Source organism: Devosia crocina (genome assembly GCF_900116545.1).
In the GTDB taxonomy this organism is placed as follows: domain Bacteria; phylum Pseudomonadota; class Alphaproteobacteria; order Rhizobiales; family Devosiaceae; genus Devosia; species Devosia crocina.
In genome coordinates this window covers 308,562-329,674 of record NZ_FPCK01000002.1, presented here as the reverse complement: position 1 = coordinate 329,674, position 21,113 = coordinate 308,562, and the positions used below count along the sequence as shown (strand labels likewise).

Below are 21,113 nucleotides of genomic sequence, written 5' to 3'. Positions count from 1 at the left end.
CCGCAGTACTCCTCCCCCTGTCAAGGGGGGAGGAGGAATGGGGGTGCCGCGGACTTCCCAATAAGGATTGAAAAAATGACGTCCTATCTCCTGGCGGGACCCGCCGAGGAGCCGGTTTCGCTTGCCGAGGCGAAGGGGTTCCTCAAAGTCGACGATGGCGCGGAAGACGGGCTGATCACGACGCTGATCGGGGCGGCGCGGCTGCATGTCGAAGGCATTACCGGCAAGGCGCTTCTGGCGCAGAACTGGCGGATGGTGCTCGACGACTGGCCAGACGATGGCGTCGTCAAGCTGCCGGTGGCGCCGCTGATTGCTATCATCGCGATCTCGGTAACGGACGGGAACGGCGCGAGCCACGATCTGCCGCTCGATCAGTTCAGGTCCGAGCCGGACCGGCTGATCGTGCCGCGAGTTGTCGTCGGCATGCCGCGAATGCAGGAACGGCAAGGGATTGAAATCGATTTTACCGCCGGCTCCGGCGCCGAGCCCGCCGATGTGCCACCGGATCTGCGCCAGGCGATCCTGGGGCTTGTGGCGCATTGGCACGAGCATCGCGACGCGGTGATCGTGGCCGGCTCGGGCGCGGTGGTGCCGTCCGGGTTCGATCGCATGGTGGCACGGCACAAAAGGGTGCGGCTATGAGCGAGAAGGTTCCGCCCATCGGCACGCTGACCGACCGGGTGCAACTGCAAAGGCGCGAAAGCCTGGCCGAAGCAGAGGGCGGACACGAGCACCTGTTCGTGCCGCTCGGCAACGCGTGGGCGCGGGTGCGCAGCCTCAGCGGGCGGCAGGGCAGCGACGCCGACGGGCGCACCGTGGCGATCTCGCATGCCGTGGTGCTGCGGTTTCGCACCGATCTGGGGCCGGGGGATTGCATCCTTTATCGGGGACGGAGCCTCGATGTGGTGAGTGCGGCCGACATCAACGGCAGGCGGGCTTACCTCGCCTGTGCCTGCAGCGAAAGACAGGTGACGGGATGACCCATCCAATCGTGATCTTGCAGGCCGCTTTGGTTGCTGCGCTCGAAGCGGACGCGGCGCTGACGGCGCAGATCGGGGCAGGGGCGGTGTTCGATGCGCCGCCCAAGCAGAAGCCGGCGCCTTATGTGGTGATCGACCGGCACGACGTACGCCAGGCCGATGGCGATACGACGCCGGGGCAGGAACACCGGGTGCTGATCCATTGCTGGGCGGGACGGCCGAGCCGACGCGGCGCGCTCGAGATTGCCGAGCGGGTGGCGGCGGCCAAGGACGGGCTGGTGCCTGCGGGGCTGGTCGTGACGCATGCCGAGCATGTGCGCACCGAAACGGTGATCGACGGGAAGACGGGGCTCGCGCGGGCGGCGGTGCTTTTGAGGTTTTTTACGGAATGAGTGACCCCCACCTAGCCTCCCCCTGAGGAAGGGGGAGGGACCGAGCGGTGCCGGGGGCGGAATGGAGAAGGACCAAAAGTATGGCGGCGCAGAGCGGCAAGGATATGCTTTTGAAACTCGACCGTGATGGGTCGGGGAGTTTTCTGACGGTTGCGGGTCTGCGGACGCGGAGCCTTTCGTTCAACGCGGCGAGCGTCGATACGACCGACCAGGAAAGCGCGGGGCGCTGGCGAGAGCTTCTGGCCGGAGGCGGGGTCAAGCGCGCTTCGGTTTCGGGAGCGGGGGTGTTCAAGGACCAGGCTTCGGATGGGATCATCCGGAGCCTTTTCTTTAGCGGGACCATCCGCAACTGGCAGCTGATCCTGCCCGATTTCGGCACGGTGGCAGGGCCGTTCCAGATCGTGGCGCTGGAGTTTTCCGCCGATCATGCTGGCGAAGTGACGTTCGACCTGGCGCTCGAAAGCGCGGGGGAAGTGACGTTTGTGGCGGCTTAGCCGGTGGTGGCCGGCCCCTCACCCTAGCCCTCTCCCCAGCGGGGCGAGGGGACGATGGGCTTGGGGCCGGTTCTTTCCACAAACTCAATGTATCGACCTCCCGCACTTGTCGGGAGAGGGTCACGCGAGGTGTATAAAAATGACAAATATTCATCGGGGTGAGATCGCGGCCGAGATCGGTGGCGAGGAAAGGGTGCTTTGCCTGACGCTGGGCGCTCTGGCTGAGCTCGAAGGGCGGCTGGGTGCGGGCGATTTGGCGGGTCTGGGCGAACGCTTTGCCGGAGGGCGGGTTTCGGCGCGCGACCTGACGGCCATTCTGGGTGCGGGGCTGCGCGGCGGGGGCAGTGCGATCACCGATGATCAACTGGCGCAGATGAGCGTCGAGGGCGGCTTGCGCGGGGCAGCGGAGATCGCTGTCCGACTCTTGCAGGCGACGTTCGGAGAGCGGGAATGACGCCTTTTCCGTGGAAGGAGGCCATGCGCTTCGGGCTGGGTGTTCTTAAACTCCCGCCCGACGCCTTTTGGAAGATGAGCCCCCGCGAACTTGCCGCGGCCTGGAGTGCGGTCGTGGGTGAACGAACCGGGCCGCTCGACCGGGCGGGTCTTGACGCGATGATGGAGCGCTTTCCCGATGGCCGGTAATCTCTTTGGCGACGATTTTGGCGATGAACTGAGCAGCGTGTCGCTTGAACTCGAACGGATCGGCGATCTCGCCGATGGGGTGGCGCGCTCGGTGACGAGTGCGTTTCGCGGCGCCCTGACGGAGGGCAAGAGTTTCCGCTCGGTGCTGGGCGATATTGCCAGCGCCTTTGCCGACATCGCGCTCAAGGCGGCGCTCAAACCGCTCGGCACGCTTGTGGGTGGTCTTGTCGAAAATCTCTTCACGGCTGCGAATCCGGCGGTGACGCCCTTTGCCAAGGGCGGGGTGATCGCGAGCCCGAGCTATTTTCCGCTTGGGGCGGGGCTGGGGCTCGCTGGCGAAGCCGGGCCCGAGGCGATCATGCCACTGGCGCGGGGACCCGACGGACGCCTCGGCGTTGCTGGTGGCGGGGGCGGGGTGCATGTGACGTTCAATGTCAGCGCGACGGACGCCCGCAGCTTTGCGGCAAGCGAGGCGGAGGTGAGCGCGATGCTGTTGAGGGCGGTCAGGCGAGGCTCGCGGGGGAGCTGATGGCACCCGATTTGTTCCCCTCTCCGCTCAGGGGAGGGGTTAGGGTGAGGGGTGAAGACCCCTCAGGAAGCTTTGGCGCTGAACCCCTCATCCGGCGCGTTGCGCCACCTTCTCCTCTCAGGGGAGAAGGGAAGAGGCCGGCGTGTGAGGACAAAATGGCCTTTCATCATATCCGTTTTCCGCTCGACATTGCGCTCGGAGCGCGGGGTGGGCCGGAGCGGCGAACCGATGTCGTGACGCTGGCGGGCGGGGGCGAGCATCGCAATGGGCGCTGGGCCCATTCGCGGCGGCGCTATAATGCCGGCTATGGCGTCAAATCGCGGGCCGACATGCAGGCGGTGCTCGCTTTTTTCGAGGAGCGGCGGGGCCGGCTGCATGGCTTTTTGTGGCGGGACGGGCTCGATCACTCCTCGGGCCGGCCGGTACCGAGTCCGCTCGACCAGCCGATCGGGACGGGCGATGGCGCGCGAGTGACTTTTGCCCTGTGCAAGCGCTATGGCGCCCAGTTCGATCCTTATCTGCGTCCCATCGAAAAGCCGGTGTTGGGCTCCGTGCGGGTCGCGGTGGGCGGGGTGGAGGTGCCGAGCGGCTGGGCGGTCGATGTGACCACCGGCATTGTCAGCTTTGCCGTGGCGCCAGCGGCGGGGCAGGCTGTGACGGCCGGGTTCCTGTTCGACGTGCCGGTGCGCTTCGACACTGACCGGCTCGATATCGAATGGACCAGTTTCGATGGAGCGGAAGCGCCCAGCATTCCGCTGGTGGAGATCGTACCATGAGAAGTCTTGAACCCGGCTTTGCTGCCCATTTGCAGCAAAGCGAGACGACGCTGAGCCATTGCTGGCGCGTTTTGCGAACGGACGGGGTCGTGCTGGGCTTTACGGACCATGATCGGGCGTTGGCGGTCGAGGGCACGATCTGCTCGCCCATGCATGGCCTCGATGGCGGCGAGGTGCCGCTCAAGCTCGGTGCTCAGGTGGATACGGGAGAAGTACTTGGCATTCTGCGTGCCGAGGCGATCAGCGAAAGCGATATTCTTCTTGGCCGCTATGACGGGGCAGTGGTGGAAACCTGGCGCGTCAACTGGACAGCGCCGGAGCAGCGCTTGCGATTGCGGGTCGATACTGTCGGCGAGATCGTGCGCGAGTACGGCATTTTCAGGGCTGAGCTGCGTTCGGCTCAGGAAAGCCTCAACACGACGCGCGGACGCCTCTACCAAGGGCTTTGCGATGCGCTCGTGGGCGACAGGCGCTGCGGCGTGGTGCTCGATGATCCGGCTTTTTCTAGCGAAGCCACGGTTGCAGCGATAGAGGACCCCTTTCGCCTTCTTGTCTCCGGCCTTGGCGATTACAGCGAAGACTGGTTCGCCTTCGGCATGGTGCGCTGGAGCACAGGCCAGCGCGAGGGGCTGGCCGACGCGGTGATGACCCATCGCAAAAGCGCAGAGGGCGATCTGCTCGGCTTCGGCCAGCGCGTCGGTGACTGGCTTGCGCCGGGCGACGGTTTTTCGATCACTGCAGGCTGCGACCGGCGCTTCGTCACCTGTAGGCAGAAGTTTGCCAATGCAGTCAACTTTCGCGGTTTTCCGCATGTGCCGGGCAGCGATTTCATTTTGCGTCATCCGCGCGAGGGCGATGCGCTCGATGGGCGGGCGGTGGTCAGGTGAAGGGCGAAGCCGTGGTGGCGGCAGCCCGTCTCTGGCTCGGCACGCCCTATCGGCACCGCGCCTCAACGCTGGGTGCGGGTTGCGATTGCCTGGGGCTGGTGCGCGGGGTGTGGCGAACGCTTTACGGGGTCGAGCCGATGGACGTGCCGCCCTATCGCGCGAGCCCGCGGGACAGCGAATATGCCGGCGCGCTGCGCGAGGCGGCGGAGCGCTTTCTGGTGCCCGAAACGGGCGTGCTCGCGGGCGGTCAGGTTGTGTTGTTCCGGCTCGCAGGGCTCGCCGAGGCCAAGCATTGCGCGATCCTGATTTCGCCGAAGCGCTTCATTCATGCGCAGGAAAAGCTCGGTGTGGTCGAGGCGAACCTGACCGATGGTTGGGCGCGGCGGGTGAGCGGGCGGTTCGGGTTTCCGTGATGGGTAGACCGGTCCGCTGATGATGGACCGAATACATCCCACTTTATCCTGTTAGGCAAAGGACCAACCCATGGCGACTTTGGCACTTTCATTGGCGGGGCAGTTTGCCGGAGCGCTGGTGGGGGGACCGATCGGAGCAACGATCGGGCGCGCGCTCGGGGCACTGGCGGGCAGTGCCGTCGATGGCTGGCTGTTCGGGGAAAAGCGCGAGGCGCAGGCCTTCGACGTGCGGCTTGTCGGCTCGGCGGAAGGTGCGCCGATCCCCAGGCTCTATGGCTGGGGGCGCATGGCGGGCAACATCATCTGGGCGCGGGAACTGGAGCGGCTGGGTGGGGAAACGGCTGGCGCCAAGGCCATGGGTGCCGAGGAAGGCGAGGAGATCGGCGCAAGCTTTGCCATCGGCTTTTGCGAGGGCGAGGTAGCGCGGCTCGGCCGGATCTGGGCCGATGGACAATCGCTCGATACGCGTGGGCTGGCGCTCCGGTTTTACAGTGGCAGCGAAGAACAGATGCCCGATAGCCTTATCGAAGCAACACAGGGACCGGACAATGCTCCGGCCTATCGTGGGGTTTGCTACATTGTTTTCGAGAACCTGCCGCTGTCGCGCTTCGGCAATCGCATTCCGCAGATTTCAGCCGAGTTGTGCCGGGTGGTGGGGGAGCTCGAAGGAGCGATCCGCGCTATCACGGTGATCCCCGGGGCGACAGAGTTCGGTTACGACCCGGAGCCGAGGCTGCGCGTTATCGGGCGGGGCGAGGGGGCGGCGGAAAACGCCCATCTCCTGCCGGGCGTCAGCAACTGGACGGCCTCGATCGACGAATTGGCGGATCTCTGCCCCAACCTCAAGCATGTGGCGCTGGTGGTCAGCTGGTTCGGCGACGATCTCAGATGCGGGCATTGCCGGATCGAACCGCGTGTCGAGGCGCAGGGCAGGATGGTCGAGGGCGTCGCGTGGAGCGTTGCCGGACGGTCGCGCACGGAGGTGCCGGTCGTTTCGGTTCACGGGGGTGGGCCCGCCTATGGGGGAACGCCATCAGATGCATCGGTCAAGGCGGCGATCGCGGACCTCCGGGCGCGCGGCTATGCGGTGACGCTCTACCCGCTGATCATGATGGATATTCCGGCAGGGAACGATCTGCCGGACCCCTATGGCGGCACGGAGCAGGACAGCTATCCCTGGCGCGGGCGCATTACCTGCTATCCCGCTTTGGTGGACGGTACGGCGGCGGCCAGGGCTCAGGTCGACAGCTTCGTTCCCGATTATCGCGCCATGGTGCTGCACTATGCGCAGCTCTCGGCGGAGACTGGGGTCGAGGCGCTGGTGATCGGCTCGGAGATGCGTGGGTTGACGACGGTGCGCGACGCGAGCGACAGCTTTCCCTTTGTCGATGCGCTGGTGGCGCTGGCGGCCGATGTTCGCGCCATTGTCGGGCAAGGCACGAAGCTGACCTATGCCGCCGACTGGAGCGAATATTCGGGTCATCAGCCGAACGGCGAGAAGTTCTTCCACCTCGATCCGCTCTGGGCTTCGCCCGCCATCGACGCGGTAGGGATCGACTGCTATATGCCGGCGGCCGATTGGCGGGATGGCGAGGGGCATCTCGACGAAGCGGTGGCGCGGGGGCCGCATGACCTTGCCTATCTCGGCGCCAATATCGCGGGCGGCGAAGGGTTCGAATGGTTCTACGCAAACGATGCGGACAGGGTAGCGCAGAGGCGCACGCCAATCACCGATGGCGCCTATGGGGAAGCCTGGATCTGGCGCTACAAGGATCTCTTCGCATTCTGGAGCCAGCGCCATTTCGACCGGCCCGGCGGCGTCAGGAGCGGGGCGCCGACACCATGGGTACCGCGCAGCAAGCCGATCTGGCTGACCGAACTCGGTTGCGGCGCGGTCGATAAGGGGGCGAACCAGCCCAATATCTTCGGAGACCCGAAAAGCGGGGAAAGCGGGCGGCCGCATTTTTCCGCGGGCACGCCGGACCTGTTGATGCAGCGGCAGTTCCTGCGGGCGCATCATCGGCATTGGACTGACGAGGTCCGAAACCCGCCCGGGATGGTGGATCCCGAGCGGATCTATTGCTGGACCTGGGACGCGCGGCCTTATCCCGCGTTTCCGGCACGCGACGATGTGTGGTCGGACGGCGCCAATCACGCCACGGGGCACTGGCTGACAGGGCGGCTTGGAGCCGCGGCGAGCGACGAATTGCTTGGCGCCATCGCGGCCGATCATGGGTGCCACCTCCTTTCCGATGCCGATGGGCCGCTCGTGGGCGGCTTTGCTCTCAGCGGACCAGCGCGGGCGCGCGATGCCATGGAGCCGGTGCTGGACATCACCGGGCAGCGGCTGGTGGCGCGCGATGGCGTGCTCCATGCGATTTCACCACAACGAGGAGCGGGGCAGTCCATCAACGGCGAAGCGCTGGCGCGGCTCGACGGGCCGGTGGTGTCGCGGCGACGTGCGGCTGCGGCCGAGCGGCCGGCGCGCCTGGCGCTCGGCTATATCGACCGGCCGCGCGATTATCTCAGTGCAACGGCGACGGCGCTGCGGCCCGGGATGGGGCCGCTTGTCAGCGAAAGTGCGCAGATGGTGCTTGACGGGGCAGGCGCGCGCCTTGCCGCGGAGCGTCTGCTCAATAGCCGCGCCGCGGGTGGCGACACGGTGGAACTGACCCTGCCGCCAAACCTGCTGACACTCGAGCCTGGGGACCGGATCAACCTTTCGGGGATCGCCGAGGGGCCGTTTGAGATCACGGAGATCCGTGACGGCTTGGCCCGGCGGATCACGGCGCGGGGCGTGACGGCAGGCGATGCGGTGGCAACCGAGGTGGATCGTCCCGCGTCGGTGATGCCGGTCCAGGGGGTGGCCGTGCCGCCCGATGTGGTGGTGGCCCATCTGCCGCCGCTCGGCAGCGAGAAAGGGGGCGGGCGCCTCGTGATCGGCGGCTTCGCCAGGCCCTGGCCCGGACGTGTGCGGATCGCCGAGGCGGTGACCGGCGCGAGCCTTGCCGAGTTGCAGCGACCGGCTGTGCTGGGCGAAGTGGCCGGCGGGATCGGTGAGGTGCCGGAGACGGTTTGGGACGAGGGCTCTATCCTCGAAATCGTCCTGCGCGGCGGGCATGTGGCCGATGCCGGTGACGCGGCGGTGCTGGCGGGCAGCAACCGGATGGTGATCGAGACCGGTGCGGGCACCTGGGAACTCATCGGGTTTGCCGAGGCGGAGCTTGTGGCGGCGGGGCGGTATCGCTTGCGCCGCCTGCTGCGCGGGCTGGGCGGCTCCGGCAGCCGCGCTATCGCTGCGGGTGGGCGGGTGCTGATCCCGGACGGCAAGACGGTCAGCCTGCCGCTCGATAGGGGACGGCTCGATGAGCCGCTGGCGATCAAAATCTATGCGGGGCCCAACGATCTCGTGGGCGAGGAGATGAGCGTGACGCCCACAAGGGCCGCTGTGTTGCCGCTCGCGCCGGTGCATCTGCGGGCCGACGCCGAGCCTTCGGGAGATATCCGGCTTTCCTGGAAGGGACGCGGCCGGGTCGAAGCGGATGGCTGGGGCGTGCTGGAGGCAGGGGAGCAAGACGCCCCGGCGCCCTATCGCGTGGCAATTTTCCAGGGCGGGACGCTGATCCGCACGATGGAGGTTCCGGCATCGGAGAGCGTCTATGGGCTTGCCGATCAGATCACCGATTTCGGTGCTGCGGCGCCGGATTTCACCTGGACCGTGGCGCAAGTGAGCCCGGTGCTGGGGCAAGGACAAAGCGCAGGGGGGAGCTATCATGGCTGAGGATCGGTTCAGTGCCTGCCTCGATCACGTGCTGATGCATGAGGGGGGATATGTCGATCATCCCGATGATCCGGGCGGGGCAACCAATCTGGGGATCACGCGCAAGACGCTGGCGCGATGGCGGCGGGTGAGCCCCTGGTCCGCCTTGCCCAAGAGTGAGGTCGCGGCTTTGTCCCGCGAAGAGGCGGCGGCGATCTACCGGGCGCTTTATTGGTCGGCAACGAAGGCGGGCAGCATGCCGGCCGGGCTCGACCTCGCGCTTTTCGATCTTGCGGTCAATTCCGGCGTCGACCGGGCCTTGCGCATGTTGCAGACGGTGCTTGGCGTCGCCGCCGATGGCGTGGTCGGACCGGTGACCCTCGCAGCGCTTGAAAATGCGGATGTGGCCAAAACCATCAACGCGCTCTGCGATCGCCGTCTCGGATTTCTCGGCCGGCTTAAGACCTTTGCCACATTTGGACGCGGCTGGACCAGGCGCGTCGCAGCAGTGCGCGCGGCAGCCCTTGCCGCCACGAAAACCACTTCATCCATGCAACGGAGAACGGCGATGGACATTCTTTCCGGGTATAGAACCTATATCGTGGCAGCCTTCATGCTGATCGCGGGGCTGATGCAAGTCCTGGGCATAGAATTGCCCAACCTCGATGGCGGAGCGGGCGGAAACCTGATCCTCGAGGCCCTGGCGATCATCTTTCTGAGAAAGGGCCTCACGAGCAGAACTGTGGGCAACCCCTGAAGTGGAAGCGCGCGTGCCTTATTCATGTCCCATTCAGCAAGGTGCGACTAGTTTGGCGCCATGACCATGAAAGCCCCCAAACCCCCCGCCGCAGCTGCCCTGGCGCTTGCGCTTGCACTTGCCCTGAGCGGCACCAGCACGAGCCAGGCCCAGGCTTGTCTTGATCGGCGTCAGATCCAGGAGGCCGTGACCAGCGGCCAGATCATGTCGCTCGATGCGGTCCTTGCCATGGCGGGTGTGGACCGGGGCGCCGAAGTGCTGAACGTCCAAGTGTGCGACCAGGGCGGACGGCTGGTCTATGTGATCGGCGTCTTGACGGCAGACGGACAGGCGCAGAATCTGGTGCTTGACGCACAATAGGCGTCTGTCGGACGGGGTAGTGCATGCGAATTCTGGTCGTCGAGGACGATGCCAATCTCAATCGTCAGCTCAAGGATGCGCTGACCGAGGCCGGCTATGTGGTGGATGTGGCGTTTGACGGGGAAGAAGGGCACTTCCTCGGGGAAACCGAACCCTATGACGCCATCGTGCTCGATATCGGTCTGCCGCAGATGGATGGGCTTTCGGTGCTCGAAGAATGGCGGCGCGCCGGCAAGACTATGCCGGTGCTGCTGCTGACCGCGCGCGACCGCTGGAGCGACAAGGTGCAGGGGATCGACGCCGGCGCCGACGATTATGTCGCCAAGCCCTTTCACATGGAAGAAGTTCTTGCGCGGTTGAGGGCGCTTGTGCGCCGTGCCGCCGGTCACGCGAGCAACGAGATTACCTGCGGCCCGGTGCGCCTCGACGCGCGCTCTGGACGCGTCACGGTGGATGGCCAGGCAGTCAAGCTGACGAGCCACGAATTGCGGCTCCTGAGCTATCTGATGCACCACAAGGGCAAGGTCGTCTCGCGTACGGAACTGACCGAGCATCTCTACGACCAGGACTTCGACCGAGACAGCAATACGATCGAAGTCTTTGTCGGCCGGCTGCGCAAGAAATTGCCCGAAGATTGCATTCAGACCGTCCGCGGTCTGGGTTACCAGATCACCGGCGACTAGGCATGGCGCTGCCGGACGAGGAAAGCCACTCCACCGCCGAGGCGCAGCCCGGCTCGCCCTGGCTGCGCAAGGGCTCTATTGCGGCTTCCCTCTTCTGGCTGACGGCGGGCTGGCTGGTGGTGGCGCTGCTGGCTACGGGATTTTTGCTGACAGACCTTTATTCGCGCGCTCTCGACACAACCCTGTCCCAGACGCTCGATTTCCACGTCGAGGGACTGGCGGGTATCCTGCTCGAGGCAGGCGATCCGCGCGATCCCGGTATTGCGCTGGCCGATCCGCGTTTCGATCGTCCACGCTCGGGCTGGTACTGGATCATCCGCGACGGCGACGGCAACCTCGTCAACCTCTCGCTTTCCGTGGTGGGCATCGACCTTCCGAGCCTGAGTGGCCCCCTCGACAGCGACGGCAGGCGCACGGGCGTCTTGACCGACGCTTTTGATACCCAATTGCGGGTGATCGAGCGTAGCGTCACGCTAGGTGGTGAAATCTACCGGATCGAGGTCGCCGGAAACCTCACGGAAATTCTCGGACTTGTGCGCGATTTCCGTGGGCAGGCTTTTATCGTCCTTGGGGCGGTGGGCGCCATGCTCGCCATCATGAGCGTGATCGTGGCACGTTTTGCACTGCGTCCCATCGGCCGGCTCAGCGCCGCTATCGAGCGGGTGCGTGAAGGCGAAAATACCGAAATCACCGGCGACTATCCAACCGAGATCGCGCCCCTGGCCGAAGAGGTGAACGAGCTTCTGCGCTCCAACGCCCAGATCATCGAACGCGCCCGCAATCAGGTGGGCAATCTGGCGCATGGGTTGAAAACGCCCATTGCCGTGCTGCGCAACGAAGCGGGTGCAGGTCAGGGGGCTTTGGCCGAGGTGGTGCAGACAGAAACCAACAAGATGAGCGCGATGGTTTCGACCTATCTCGAACGGGCCCGGCTCGCTGCGCGAACATCGGTGGTTGGCAAGAAGGCGGATGCCTCCGCCATCATGCTCAGGCTGACGCGCGTCATGCGCAAGATTCATCCCGACATTGCCATCGAACTCGAGCAAGCCGAGGCAGCACTGCCCTGGTTCCGCGGCGACGAGGCGGATCTCGAGGAGATGGCGGGCAATCTGCTCGATAATGCCTGCAAATGGTCCAAAGGGGTGGTCGGCGTTCAGCTCCGGGGCGAGCGGAGCGCCAAAGGGGCGAACCTTTTGATTCGTATCGAGGACGATGGTCCTGGATTGTCCGAGGAAGATGCGCGCAAAGTGTTGCGCCGCGGTGTCAGGCTGGACGAGAAAACACCGGGAACGGGTCTGGGGCTGGATATCGTCAAAGAACTGGTCGATGTGTACGGCGGAAGTCTTGAACTCAAGCGCTCCAGGCTTGGCGGGCTTCTGGTGGAACTTCGCTTGCCCACGGCGCGCCTGGGCGGGCTGGTCCGGCCAGTATCGGCATGACGCACTTTTGCCGTATTGGCTTCACAAGAACCGATCGATTGCTGCAAAGGCCAAAAATATGAATCGTTTCGTCCTGATCGCCACCCCTCTTCTCGCCGTATTGCTTGCCGGTTGCTCGAGCACTGGAACAACGACGACCCCGGTGGTCCAGGCACCTGTTGCCGCAGCGCCGGTCGTGGCTCAGCCCATGGTGCCAAGCTCGGCACAGGCTGTGCAGACGGCTCGTCTGACGACCAGCGTTTCAAGCGGGTTCGTCGATCCCGCCGCGCTGGGGCTGATGACCGCAAAGGATTCAACCGAGGCCAATTCGGCGCAGTTCTATGCACTGCAGTTCGGCCGGCCGGGCGCGCCGCGCCAATGGGCAGGCGATCGCGGCACGACGGGATCCGTTTCCGTCGGTCCCTATGTGCGCGTCAACAATCTCGATTGTCGCGACTTTACCCATACGGTCAAGATCAGCGGCCAGGACTATGTGCGCAAGGGCACCGCTTGTCGCGAGCAGACCGGCAACTGGAACGTGGTGCAGGGCGCCGCATAGGTCCAACTTCGCGATCGGCAGATAAGGATTGTTTACCTGCACGGCTTAGGCTGGCAGCTCTATCCTCCTGACCGATCAGCCTAGATGACACAGCTTGCCAATCGCATTGACAGTGCAGCGCCGGCTTCTCCCAAGCCGGCCGCTGCCGCCCGCGCCTCCGGTCCGTTCTGCGGCTTGATCGATGCCGTGCTGGTGCATGAGCCAGTGCTCGAAATCCTGCCCGGCGCCGTCAGCATCGACATCGCCAATGCGATCTGGACATGGGTCAGACGCGACCTGTGCCCCGACATCTTTGCGCCGGAGGCACTGGCCAACGGCGTGCCGGCGGCGGCCGACGTCGAAGCGGCGATGCCGGAGATCCTGGCGCGCATGAAGGCAGGAATGGCCCAGGGGCAAGCAGATGCCGAAGGGCAGCGGCGTCTTTCGGCGCAACTGGGCAAAGACGCGGCGCGCGAGCAACTACCCACCGTGCTGCTGGCGTTGCGCAACCGGGCACTGTTGGCCAAGGCCCAGGCTTTCGGCAAGGCGACCAATTCCATCACCGATGAAACAGCGCTCGGCACCGCCATGCAGGCCATGCCGCTGCAGGATCCGCCAGTTGCGGCGCTGGTGTTTCATGCAGCCGTGGGGCAGGTGGCTCATCCGGCCCGTTTGACCATGGCTGCGATCAAGCTCGCTGGTGCGGCAACGGAAGTGTCGGTGCGGCGGGTGGGTCTTGGGCCGCTGATCGACGCCTATATCGCGCATGCGCAAAACCAGTTGCGCCACTTCCAGGTAAATGGCCCCTTTGCCGATGTTGATCTCGTGTGCCGCTCGCTCGAACGGTTCAACCGCTTGGTGCGGGCGCTGACCGGCTATCTCGAATTCCAGCGCGGCAGCCATGCCACGGCGGTTCTTTCGACGATCACCAAGAATGTTTCGGACCGGCTGGAGCCGCGGCTCAAAGAGGTCGTGACCGACCTCAACCAGGCCATGCGCAGGCGTGAGAACACCGACCGGCTCGACACCGACAAATTGCTGACGGCAGTCGGGGGGATCTACCTTCTGGCGGCGGTGCGCGATTGCCGGGATTCGCTGGCGCTTAATACCGTGTTTGAACAGGCCTGGAACCAGTCGGGGCAGGCGCTCGAAATTCACATCCAGCGCAATATGGAACTGTTCAAGGCCAATCCCGAGGATACAAACACCATGGCGCGGCTCGATGCCGTGATCCAGATGGCGCAGGTGCGGTTCTCGCCTGAATATGCGGAAACGCTGAAGCGGGCGCGCCAGGCGGTGGAGCGGCGCAGCTAAGACTTCGGCGAGAGCGGCACCGTTTCGGCAGGCACATTTTGGCCGCTGTCGCGCACGATCACCCGTGCGGGTGTGTGGGCGGAAACGAGTGCCGCCGTTTCTCCTTGAATCGTGCGCAGGATCACCCCGACCGCGTGCAGAGGGTCAAGGTCGTCTTCGCCGGCAAAGATGAGACAGCCCGGGCCAAGGGTGCGGCCACTCTCGTGCGTGATGGCGACCATGCGCTCGTCCGGACCGAAACGTCCCTGGAGATAGGCGGGTACTGGGTTGACAACGCTTGTCGATGTGCCTGACGGGGAAGGCTCTTCCCCAGCCAATGGAACGAGGGCAACGCGCTCCTGGGCGGCGATGCCGGCTGCCTCTTCTGGAATGAGCCCGAGGACGACGCCGGCGCAGATCGATCCGATATTGACCGGCTGAGGGTTCTGGGAAAGGATCTGCGGGCGAGTGGGCCCTCTTTCGAAAATACGCGCAGCCCAGCCCGGGTTGACCGGAGCGGGACGCCGCAACAGGGTGCGGTTGCTGTCGAGATAGCCTGGTGTGCCGCGAGGGTCCGTTTCAGGTGAGACTATCCAGCCATCAGGCGTTTCATGCACGGCATCGATCACTGGATCATCGACGCCGGAGCCATTGCGGCCAAGAAGACGCTCTACCGCATCGATCCCGCTCGCTTGGCAGCCACGGCGGGTGAGAAAGCCCGCTGCCGAGCCTGCCAGAGCGATCGATGGGAAGCTTCCCGTGGGTTCGAGACGCTGGCGCTCGCGGCTCCATCGGCTCAAGCCCCCGGCCATGTGCCAGAGTGTCAGATCAGGCTGCCAGCCGCCGCAGACGATGAGGCGATCGACAGTTACGGGCTCGCCATGGCTGGGATGGACCTCGATCTCCCCGCGCCGCGAGGGAGTAGCCGAGTGGGGCAAGGTGCCGGGGAACTGGCGTATGCCATAGGCTTTGCAAAATTCGATGAAGCGGGAGTTGGCGTGATCGCGACCTTCAAGGATACGGTCGAGCTTGATCCTTGTTTCATGCATCAGGATCGGCAAACGATAGGCCGGGTTGCTGGCGGTCGCCAGAAGCCAGGAGGCGCCGGGCCAGATGCCGAAACGGCTGGCGAGTTCGTAGGCCTCCAGCGCGCCGCAAACTCCCGGCAGCCGGTTGCCGGCAAAGAGCGGGAGTCGCTCGAGGCTGCCGGTGGCGATGACGATCTGGCGCGCCGGGAGATCGACAACTTCTGCCCTTGCTTCACTATCTTCAGTTTGGACCCTATGCGCACGGGCAAGGCCCTGGGTGAGGGCAAACACCTCGGTTGCGGTCAGGATGGTGATCGCGTCGCTGGCCGCGATCTCGGCGGTCAGTTGGGCAACGTGGTCTTCGGGTGTGCTTTCGCCATCCTGTGTGCCAAATAGACCCGAACTGCCGCCCAGGCGCAGGCTCGCCTCGACAAGCGTCACCGTGAGCCCGGTGCGGGCCCCTGCCAGAGCCGCAGACATGCCGGCAACGCCACCGCCGATGACCAGGAGATCAGAGGCTTGACTGACAATGCCGGCCTGGCTTCTCCACGGCTGATCGAGAGCCGAGCCGTCGCGGGTCAAGTTCAACCCGAGCGAACGGCCAGCGTGAAAGAGGCGGGAGAACATGCCGGGCAAAGGCTTGTTGCCCCACGTGACATATTCGGCTTCGTCCTGGGCAAAGGTCCGCTCCATCGGGAGGGCAGATCCGGGGACCCGTGCGGCGGCAATCGAGGGAGCGGCAGCTGCACGCAGGCCCATCGGATGGCCGTCCAGGGTGCCCAATGTGTCGACGCCGGATGCAAGCAGGGCGCTGAGAACCGTATCACCGGCAAAGCCATGGAACACACGGCCGTTGAGAGTGAAGCGGATGGGGCGAGACCGGTCGATGGCTGAGCCCGAGAGACCGCGCGGAGAGGCTTGTGGCAAGCGATGGTTCTGTGCCTTCATGCCGGAAGCTCATCGGTAAGAGGGCTGAACTCGGCGACCGGCCGGATGCGCTCTGGGGCGTGGGCAGCAAACCAGTCAGCTTCTGCGGCACTGGCTTCGCCGGCAAACCAGCGGGCAAGAGCGGGAACCGCGAACGTCCCCCAGCCCCCGAATCCTGTCAAAATGGTGGCGCCATTTCGTCCCATGCGGCCAATGATCGGCGCGCCATCTGCGGAGGCGAATGTCGAGAAGGAGACCTGGCCAGCCTGCTGGAGTGGATCGGGTTCTCGGAGCAAGGTAACGAGATTGCGCGCGAAATGCCCGATCCCGCCCGGGCCGAATGCAGCCATCCCGCCCTCCTCATGCCCCATGAGCCATGTGCCGCTATCAAGGTGCAACATCGCCGGACCGAGCAGATGCTGGCCCGAGCGCGTCAGGATCGTCGAGTGGAGGTGCTCGACGAGGACCGATGAGCGGCTCGTCACGGGCAGGGCGGCTTCAATTGCCGCATCGTCGGCGAGAATCGTTTGTTGTGCGATGATCTCGGTGTCACCGTGGGTGAGCCTTGCCGCTGCGCCGTCCTGAGCCCAATACACGGTCGAAGGCAGACGTTCGACGCCGCACTGCTCGTGCCAGGGAACAAGTGCGTTCTCGAGAACAGGCCGGTTGAGCGCTACGGCATCGCCTACACGGACGGCGAGGCGGTCAGCGCCCATCAGCCTTGTAGGCAGCGGCTCTACGATCACGCCGAAGCTGCGCGCCATATTGCAGACGTGCCCCAGGGCTTCGCGCGCCGCTTCCGATTCTGCGAAGAAGATGGGGTCAACATGGTTTTGGGCATGACGGCCGCCAATCCGGCCAATCAGCCGCGTCGTATCCGGTGTCGTGGATTTGAGGAGGGCCCAGGTTTCGGGTCGGGTGATCGGCCCAAGTGATATATCGGCCGCGCGCGGCAAGCGGTAGCGCGCGCTCGGTTCCCCGACAAGCACCACGCTCTTGCCATGCCGGGAGGCCAAAAGGCCCGCGAGAAGCTGCGCAAGTGGGGTGGACCCAAATACGGCGAAGTCCGCTACGCGACTGTTCATACGGGCTCGCCACACCGGAGAGTCAGACCCTGTGGCAAAGGGTCCCTGCCGAACATGCGGGTTTTGGTGGTTTTTCGCCGCAATGGAACTATACAGGGCCATGCCTTGCCCGGCCCAAAACGCAAGGGGATCAACATTTTCTGGTTTGTAGCCATAGCACTGACCGCCATTGCTTGCGCCGCGTTGTTGTACGCGGGGCGTGGCCGCACGGTCAACGCGGGCCGGCGTGAAAGCACGGAAAAGGATGATCATTTCCGCATGGTGCTGGCTGGCATCGAAGCGGATCTTGCTGCAGGCAAGATCAGCCCTGATCAGGCCGAGGGCGCGAAGGGTGAACTGGCGCGCGAAATCCTGCGCCTGCGCGCCGAAGACGGGGACCGACGCGCCGGCCAGTTGGGACTTGGCACGATTGCGGCCGGCCTGGCTGGGGTGGCGCTGCTGAGCTTTGCCACCTATGCCGTGCTCGGGAATCCCGGAATGGGCGGGCAGCCTCTCGCCGCACGGCCGGAAGTGGCAGCCCAGCAGATGAACCTAGTTGATGCTGTCGCGCGGATCGAGGCGCGTCTCGCCCGAGAGCCTGATGACCTGCGCGGCTGGACCGTCGTTGCGCCGGCGCTGGTGGAACTCGGGCGCTATGCCGATGCGGCAGGGGCTTATCAGCGGATCATCGATCTTTCCGGCGCGACCGCTCAACTCGAAACCGATCTGGCCGAAGCGCTCCTGCTCGAAGCGGGTGGACAGGGCTCGGAAACAGCGATGGCCCATCTGCGCACCGCTGCGGCGCTCGACGGCAGACATGTGCAATCAAGGCTCTACCTTGCTGCCGAACTGACGCGCATGGGTCAATACCAGGAAGCCGCGCAGTTCTGGCAAGCCGCTCTTGCGCTGGCAGAGGGAGGCGAGCCGTGGCTCGAGGCTGCACGCCAGGGCCTTGCCGTGGCCCAGAACAACGGGGTGGACACCAGCGCCGAGCAGCAAGCGGAAATGATCGGAGCGATGGTGTCGAGCCTGTCGAGCCGACTTTATGAGTCTGGAGGCTCGGTGGAAGAGTGGACGCAATTGGTGCGATCCTACATTGTCCTCGGCGATCTCTCCGAGGCGCAACTGGCATATGACCGGGCCGTTTCCGCCTATCCGCAAGCTTTCGACCGGGGCGAACTTGACACGATCGCCCTGTCAGCCGGCCTTGAACTGAATGGAGTTGAGCCATGAGCATGTCTGGTGCCGTTCGCCGCAAAGGCTGGTCGCGCAAGCAGAAGCGCCTTGCCATCATTGCCGGGCTCGGGCTTGTTCTGGCGCTTGCAGCAGCGCTCGTGCTGACCGCGTTGCGCGATCAGATCGTGTTTTTCTATTCGCCAACAGAAATTGCGGCCCGCGGTGTCGAGCCAGGTCAATCCATTCGTCTGGGGGGGCTTGTCAAGGAAGGGAGCTGGACACGGGAAGGACAGGAAAACACCTTCATCGTTACCGACGGCGCCAGCGAGATCACGGCCCAATATCGTGGCATTCTGCCCGATCTCTTCCGCGAAGGGCAGGGCGTTGTCGCTGAAGGTGCGATCGGGCCTGATGGTGGTTTCACCGCGTCCAATGTCCTCGCCAAACACGATGAAAACTATCTGCCGCGCGAAGTTGTGGATGCGCTCAAGGCACAGGGCGAGTGGCGGCCGGAGGGTGATCCTTCGTGACAATCGAAATCGGCCACTTTTCGCTTATCCTGGCCTCTGCGCTGGCGCTGGTTTCCGCATTCGGCGGGCTTGTCCTATGGCGGCGTGGCGAACGGCTGGCGGCGATCCTTGCGCAATCAGCGCTGCTGCAATTTCTGTTGGTGGGGATTGCGTTCGCAGCGCTCGTGCAGGCTTTCGTGGTGTCCGACTTCAGCCTTGCGCTGGCGGCGAATAATTCGCATTCGCTCAAGCCGCTGATCTACAAGATCTCCGGCGTTTGGGGCAATCACGAGGGATCTCTGGTTCTTTGGATCCTGATTCTCGTGCTGTTCGGCGCGCTTGTCGCGGCCTTCGGCCGGCGCTTGCCGGATGATCTCTTCAATCTCGTGCAAGGGACGCAGAGCCTGCTGGTTGCCGCATTCGGTGCCTTCACGCTTTTCACGTCCAATCCCTTCGAACGCCTGACGCAGCCGCCGCTCGAGGGGGCCGATCTCAATCCGGTGCTTCAGGATATCGGCCTCGCTATTCATCCGCCGCTGCTTTATGCAGGTTATGTCGGTTTTTCGATCTGCTTTTCCTTTGCCATTGCAGCACTCGTCTCCGGGCGCATCGATCAGGCCTGGGCGCGATGGGTGCGGCCCTGGACCATGCTGAGCTGGATCTTCCTGACGCTCGGCATCGCCATGGGATCCTACTGGGCCTATTACGAACTCGGCTGGGGCGGCTGGTGGTTCTGGGATCCGGTGGAAAATGCCAGCTTCATGCCGTGGCTGGCCGGCACGGCACTGCTCCATTCGGCGCTCGTGATGGAAAAGCGGAATGCACTCAAGATCTGGACGATCTTTCTTTCGATCATTACGTTCTCGCTTTCACTCCTGGGCACTTTCCTTGTTCGTTCGGGTGTTCTGACCTCAGTCCATACCTTTGCTAGCGATCCGACCCGGGGCCTTGTTATCCTCACCATGCTTGCCGTGCTGATCGGCGGAGCATTCCTGCTTTTTGCCATGCGGGCAAGCGCCCTGCGCCAGGGCGGGCTTTTCGCGCCGATCAGCCGCGAAGGTGCGCTGATCCTGAACAACCTGTTTCTCGCGACCGCGATCGGGGCGATCCTTGTGGGCACACTTTATCCGCTTCTGCTCGATGCACTGGTCGGAACGAGTATTTCTGTCGGGGCGCCCTTTTTCGATCTGACCTTTGGCGCCCTGATGGCGCCGCTTCTGCTGGTTCTGCCCTTTGGGCCGCTTTTGCCGTGGAAGCGGGCCGATCTTGTTGCCGCTGGACAGCGCCTTATGGGGGCGGCGGCTCTGGCGGTGTTTCTGACCATTCTGATCTCGGCGCTGGGCGGTATATCGATCTCGCTTGCACCAGTCGGGTTGTTGCTCGGGTTCTGGGTACTGTTCGGCTCCTTTGCCGAAATCATCGAACGCGCTCGCATCGGCCGCATCCCCGCCCGCGAGAGCGTCCGGCGGCTCATGGGCCTGCCCCGCTCGATCTGGGCGACGGCCTTAGGCCATATGGGGCTTGGTCTGACCGTGCTCGGGATCGTATCCGTCACCGCCTGGGAGACTGAGCTGGTGACCACCCTCAATCCAGGAGAAAGCGCCGAGCTTGCCGGATACGAGATCACCTTCGAGGATTTTGCGCAGGTGCCGGGTCCAAACTACATGGCCGATACGGGCATTTTCGCAGTTACCGCTCCGGGTGGCCAGGTTGCGCATCTGCATGCCGAGCGGCGGTCCTATGTCGCCAGCGGCATGCCGACGACGGAAGCGGCTATCGAGACCTATGGACTGTCGCAGCTTTACCTGCAGCTGGGCGAACCGCTTGCCGACACGCATGTGCTGCGTGTCTGGCACAAGCCTTACATCCTTCTGATCTGGATCGGCACATTGGTCATGTCTGGAGCAGGGGTGCTGTCGCTGACCGACCGGCGCTTGCGGTTCGGTGCTCCAAAACAGGCGAGGCGGCACTCCATCGAGGCGGCGGAATGAAAAGGCTGATGACGAGTTTGCTGCTGGTTCTCGGCTTAGCTGCGCCAGTCCTTGCTGTCTCGCCCGCAGAGATGCTGTCCGATCCCGCATTGGAACAGCGCGCGCGCGATATCTCGTCTGGCCTTCGCTGCCTGGTCTGCCAGAACCAGTCGATCGACGACAGTGACGCCGATCTGGCGCGAGACCTGCGCATTCTGGTGCGGGAGCGGCTGGTAGAGGGCGACAGCAATGCTGAAGTTGAGCAATATCTTGTCGATCGTTATGGGGAATATGTGCTGCTCAATCCACGGCTGAGCATGCATACCGTACTGCTTTGGATTGCCGCGCCGGTGCTGCTGCTTATTGGGCTTGCAACCCTTTGGTGGGCAGCGCGCCGCCGCAAGCCCAGCGCGGACCGGCTGGGCCTTTCGGACACCGAGAAGTCGGTCCTCGAGGATTTGCGAAGGCAGGACGGCAAGTCCTGAGGACGACTTGCTGGTGCAGATGCGGCGCGATA

Annotated in this window: 23 protein-coding genes; 21 read left to right on the top strand and 2 right to left on the bottom strand. The window is 64.4% G+C overall.

Annotated features, from left to right (window positions below; all coding sequences use genetic code 11):
- The first annotated feature begins 75 nt into the window (after nt 1-75).
- From BM364_RS11200 to BM364_RS11120, 17 genes are all read left to right on the top strand, one after another.
- Nucleotides 76-642, top strand: coding sequence for a head-tail connector protein (locus tag BM364_RS11200; protein ID WP_092424591.1), 567 nt, complete (start codon nt 76-78; stop codon nt 640-642).
- Nucleotides 639-980, top strand: a complete 342-nt coding sequence (locus BM364_RS11195) for a phage head closure protein (RefSeq protein ID WP_092424589.1) — start codon at nt 639-641, stop codon at nt 978-980. Before BM364_RS11200 ends, BM364_RS11195 begins: the two co-directional genes overlap by 4 nt.
- On the top strand, nt 977-1,372 hold the full coding sequence (locus BM364_RS11190; RefSeq protein WP_092424587.1) for a DUF3168 domain-containing protein: 396 nt from the start codon (nt 977-979) through the stop codon (nt 1,370-1,372). The genes BM364_RS11195 and BM364_RS11190 overlap by 4 nt, the downstream gene beginning before the upstream one ends.
- Nucleotides 1,373-1,452: 80 nt before the next feature.
- Nucleotides 1,453-1,866 (top strand): phage major tail protein, TP901-1 family, encoded by a 414-nt coding sequence (locus BM364_RS11185; RefSeq protein ID WP_092424585.1) that lies wholly within the window; start codon nt 1,453-1,455, stop codon nt 1,864-1,866.
- 139 nt (nt 1,867-2,005) lie between these two features.
- Nucleotides 2,006-2,320 carry a gene transfer agent family protein gene (locus BM364_RS11180; RefSeq protein ID WP_092424583.1) on the top strand — a complete coding sequence of 105 codons (315 nt, stop codon included), beginning with the start codon at nt 2,006-2,008 and terminating at the stop codon, nt 2,318-2,320.
- Nucleotides 2,317-2,508 (top strand): rcc01693 family protein, encoded by a 192-nt coding sequence (locus tag BM364_RS11175; protein ID WP_092424581.1) that lies wholly within the window; start codon nt 2,317-2,319, stop codon nt 2,506-2,508. The genes BM364_RS11180 and BM364_RS11175 overlap by 4 nt, the downstream gene beginning before the upstream one ends.
- Complete coding sequence (locus tag BM364_RS11170) at nt 2,498-3,037, top strand: phage tail tape measure protein (RefSeq protein WP_092424579.1); 540 nt, start codon at nt 2,498-2,500, stop codon at nt 3,035-3,037. Before BM364_RS11175 ends, BM364_RS11170 begins: the two co-directional genes overlap by 11 nt.
- A 155-nt stretch (nt 3,038-3,192) precedes the next feature.
- Complete coding sequence (locus BM364_RS11165; RefSeq protein ID WP_092424577.1) at nt 3,193-3,813, top strand: DUF2460 domain-containing protein; 621 nt, start codon at nt 3,193-3,195, stop codon at nt 3,811-3,813.
- Entirely contained in the window at nt 3,810-4,700 is an 891-nt protein-coding gene (locus BM364_RS11160) for a DUF2163 domain-containing protein (protein ID WP_175528572.1), read from the top strand. Before BM364_RS11165 ends, BM364_RS11160 begins: the two co-directional genes overlap by 4 nt.
- Nucleotides 4,697-5,113 carry an NlpC/P60 family protein gene (locus tag BM364_RS11155; protein WP_092424573.1) on the top strand — a complete coding sequence of 139 codons (417 nt, stop codon included), beginning with the start codon at nt 4,697-4,699 and terminating at the stop codon, nt 5,111-5,113. The genes BM364_RS11160 and BM364_RS11155 overlap by 4 nt, the downstream gene beginning before the upstream one ends.
- Before the next feature lie 70 nt (nt 5,114-5,183).
- Nucleotides 5,184-8,894, top strand: coding sequence for a baseplate multidomain protein megatron (locus BM364_RS11150; RefSeq protein WP_092424571.1), 3,711 nt, complete (start codon nt 5,184-5,186; stop codon nt 8,892-8,894).
- Complete coding sequence (locus tag BM364_RS11145; RefSeq protein ID WP_092424569.1) at nt 8,887-9,630, top strand: glycoside hydrolase family 108 protein; 744 nt, start codon at nt 8,887-8,889, stop codon at nt 9,628-9,630. The genes BM364_RS11150 and BM364_RS11145 overlap by 8 nt, the downstream gene beginning before the upstream one ends.
- 60 nt (nt 9,631-9,690) lie before the next feature.
- The gene (locus BM364_RS11140; protein ID WP_092424567.1) at nt 9,691-9,990 is read left to right on the top strand and encodes a PepSY domain-containing protein; all 300 of its coding nucleotides are present in this window, start codon (nt 9,691-9,693) and stop codon (nt 9,988-9,990) included.
- A gap of 23 nt (nt 9,991-10,013) precedes the next feature.
- Nucleotides 10,014-10,673, top strand: a complete 660-nt coding sequence (locus BM364_RS11135; protein WP_092424565.1) for a response regulator transcription factor — start codon at nt 10,014-10,016, stop codon at nt 10,671-10,673.
- A gap of 2 nt (nt 10,674-10,675) precedes the next feature.
- A complete protein-coding gene (locus tag BM364_RS11130; RefSeq protein ID WP_092424563.1) occupies nt 10,676-12,112 on the top strand; it encodes a sensor histidine kinase in 1,437 nt (478 codons plus the stop codon).
- Between the two features lie 58 nt (nt 12,113-12,170).
- On the top strand, nt 12,171-12,650 hold the full coding sequence (locus tag BM364_RS11125) for a hypothetical protein (RefSeq protein ID WP_092424561.1): 480 nt from the start codon (nt 12,171-12,173) through the stop codon (nt 12,648-12,650).
- Nucleotides 12,651-12,734: 84 nt separating this feature from the next.
- Nucleotides 12,735-13,943 (top strand): hypothetical protein, encoded by a 1,209-nt coding sequence (locus BM364_RS11120; protein WP_092424559.1) that lies wholly within the window; start codon nt 12,735-12,737, stop codon nt 13,941-13,943.
- Here the strand turns inward: BM364_RS11120 and BM364_RS11115 are convergent.
- A complete protein-coding gene (locus BM364_RS11115) occupies nt 13,940-15,898 on the bottom strand; it encodes an FAD-dependent oxidoreductase (RefSeq protein ID WP_092424557.1) in 1,959 nt (652 codons plus the stop codon). The genes BM364_RS11120 and BM364_RS11115 overlap by 4 nt on opposite strands.
- Nucleotides 15,895-16,962, bottom strand: a complete 1,068-nt coding sequence (locus BM364_RS11110) for a hypothetical protein (RefSeq protein ID WP_175528571.1) — start codon at nt 16,960-16,962, stop codon at nt 15,895-15,897. Before BM364_RS11110 ends, BM364_RS11115 begins: the two co-directional genes overlap by 4 nt.
- A 105-nt stretch (nt 16,963-17,067) precedes the next feature.
- Between BM364_RS11110 and ccmI the strand changes: the two genes are divergently transcribed.
- Genes ccmI through BM364_RS11090 form a run of 4 tightly spaced genes read left to right on the top strand, consistent with a single transcriptional unit; the run spans nt 17,068 to nt 21,081 of the window.
- Nucleotides 17,068-18,174, top strand: coding sequence for a c-type cytochrome biogenesis protein CcmI (gene ccmI / locus BM364_RS11105; protein ID WP_175528570.1), 1,107 nt, complete (start codon nt 17,068-17,070; stop codon nt 18,172-18,174).
- A complete protein-coding gene (gene ccmE, locus BM364_RS11100) occupies nt 18,171-18,647 on the top strand; it encodes a cytochrome c maturation protein CcmE (protein WP_244542853.1) in 477 nt (158 codons plus the stop codon). The genes ccmI and ccmE overlap by 4 nt, the downstream gene beginning before the upstream one ends.
- Nucleotides 18,644-20,617 (top strand): heme lyase CcmF/NrfE family subunit, encoded by a 1,974-nt coding sequence (locus BM364_RS11095; protein WP_092424549.1) that lies wholly within the window; start codon nt 18,644-18,646, stop codon nt 20,615-20,617. Before ccmE ends, BM364_RS11095 begins: the two co-directional genes overlap by 4 nt.
- Complete coding sequence (locus BM364_RS11090) at nt 20,614-21,081, top strand: cytochrome c-type biogenesis protein (RefSeq protein ID WP_092424547.1); 468 nt, start codon at nt 20,614-20,616, stop codon at nt 21,079-21,081. Before BM364_RS11095 ends, BM364_RS11090 begins: the two co-directional genes overlap by 4 nt.
- Nucleotides 21,082-21,113 lie beyond the last annotated feature (32 nt).

Excerpts from the sequence above, each read along its gene's own strand:
- BM364_RS11170 (WP_092424579.1), top strand. The coding sequence starts at position 2,498 with ATGGCCGGTAATCTCTTTGGCGACGATTTTGGCGATGAACTGAGCAGC.
- BM364_RS11165 (WP_092424577.1), top strand. The coding sequence starts at position 3,193 with ATGGCCTTTCATCATATCCGTTTTCCGCTCGACATTGCGCTCGGAGCG.
- BM364_RS11190 (WP_092424587.1), top strand. The coding sequence starts at position 977 with ATGACCCATCCAATCGTGATCTTGCAGGCCGCTTTGGTTGCTGCGCTC.
- BM364_RS11150 (WP_092424571.1), top strand. The coding sequence starts at position 5,184 with ATGGCGACTTTGGCACTTTCATTGGCGGGGCAGTTTGCCGGAGCGCTG.
- BM364_RS11145 (WP_092424569.1), top strand. The coding sequence starts at position 8,887 with ATGGCTGAGGATCGGTTCAGTGCCTGCCTCGATCACGTGCTGATGCAT.
- BM364_RS11120 (WP_092424559.1), top strand. The coding sequence starts at position 12,735 with ATGACACAGCTTGCCAATCGCATTGACAGTGCAGCGCCGGCTTCTCCC.
- BM364_RS11200 (WP_092424591.1), top strand. The coding sequence starts at position 76 with ATGACGTCCTATCTCCTGGCGGGACCCGCCGAGGAGCCGGTTTCGCTT.
- BM364_RS11135 (WP_092424565.1), top strand. The coding sequence starts at position 10,014 with ATGCGAATTCTGGTCGTCGAGGACGATGCCAATCTCAATCGTCAGCTC.
- BM364_RS11090 (WP_092424547.1), top strand. The coding sequence starts at position 20,614 with ATGAAAAGGCTGATGACGAGTTTGCTGCTGGTTCTCGGCTTAGCTGCG.
- BM364_RS11140 (WP_092424567.1), top strand. The coding sequence starts at position 9,691 with ATGACCATGAAAGCCCCCAAACCCCCCGCCGCAGCTGCCCTGGCGCTT.
- BM364_RS11195 (WP_092424589.1), top strand. The coding sequence starts at position 639 with ATGAGCGAGAAGGTTCCGCCCATCGGCACGCTGACCGACCGGGTGCAA.
- BM364_RS11125 (WP_092424561.1), top strand. The coding sequence starts at position 12,171 with ATGAATCGTTTCGTCCTGATCGCCACCCCTCTTCTCGCCGTATTGCTT.
- BM364_RS11185 (WP_092424585.1), top strand. The coding sequence starts at position 1,453 with ATGGCGGCGCAGAGCGGCAAGGATATGCTTTTGAAACTCGACCGTGAT.
- BM364_RS11160 (WP_175528572.1), top strand. The coding sequence starts at position 3,810 with ATGAGAAGTCTTGAACCCGGCTTTGCTGCCCATTTGCAGCAAAGCGAG.
- BM364_RS11110 (WP_175528571.1), bottom strand. The coding sequence starts at position 16,962 with ATGAACAGTCGCGTAGCGGACTTCGCCGTATTTGGGTCCACCCCACTT.
- BM364_RS11130 (WP_092424563.1), top strand. The coding sequence starts at position 10,676 with ATGGCGCTGCCGGACGAGGAAAGCCACTCCACCGCCGAGGCGCAGCCC.
- BM364_RS11115 (WP_092424557.1), bottom strand. The coding sequence starts at position 15,898 with ATGAAGGCACAGAACCATCGCTTGCCACAAGCCTCTCCGCGCGGTCTC.
- BM364_RS11180 (WP_092424583.1), top strand. The coding sequence starts at position 2,006 with ATGACAAATATTCATCGGGGTGAGATCGCGGCCGAGATCGGTGGCGAG.
- ccmE (WP_244542853.1), top strand. The coding sequence starts at position 18,171 with ATGAGCATGTCTGGTGCCGTTCGCCGCAAAGGCTGGTCGCGCAAGCAG.
- BM364_RS11175 (WP_092424581.1), top strand. The coding sequence starts at position 2,317 with ATGACGCCTTTTCCGTGGAAGGAGGCCATGCGCTTCGGGCTGGGTGTT.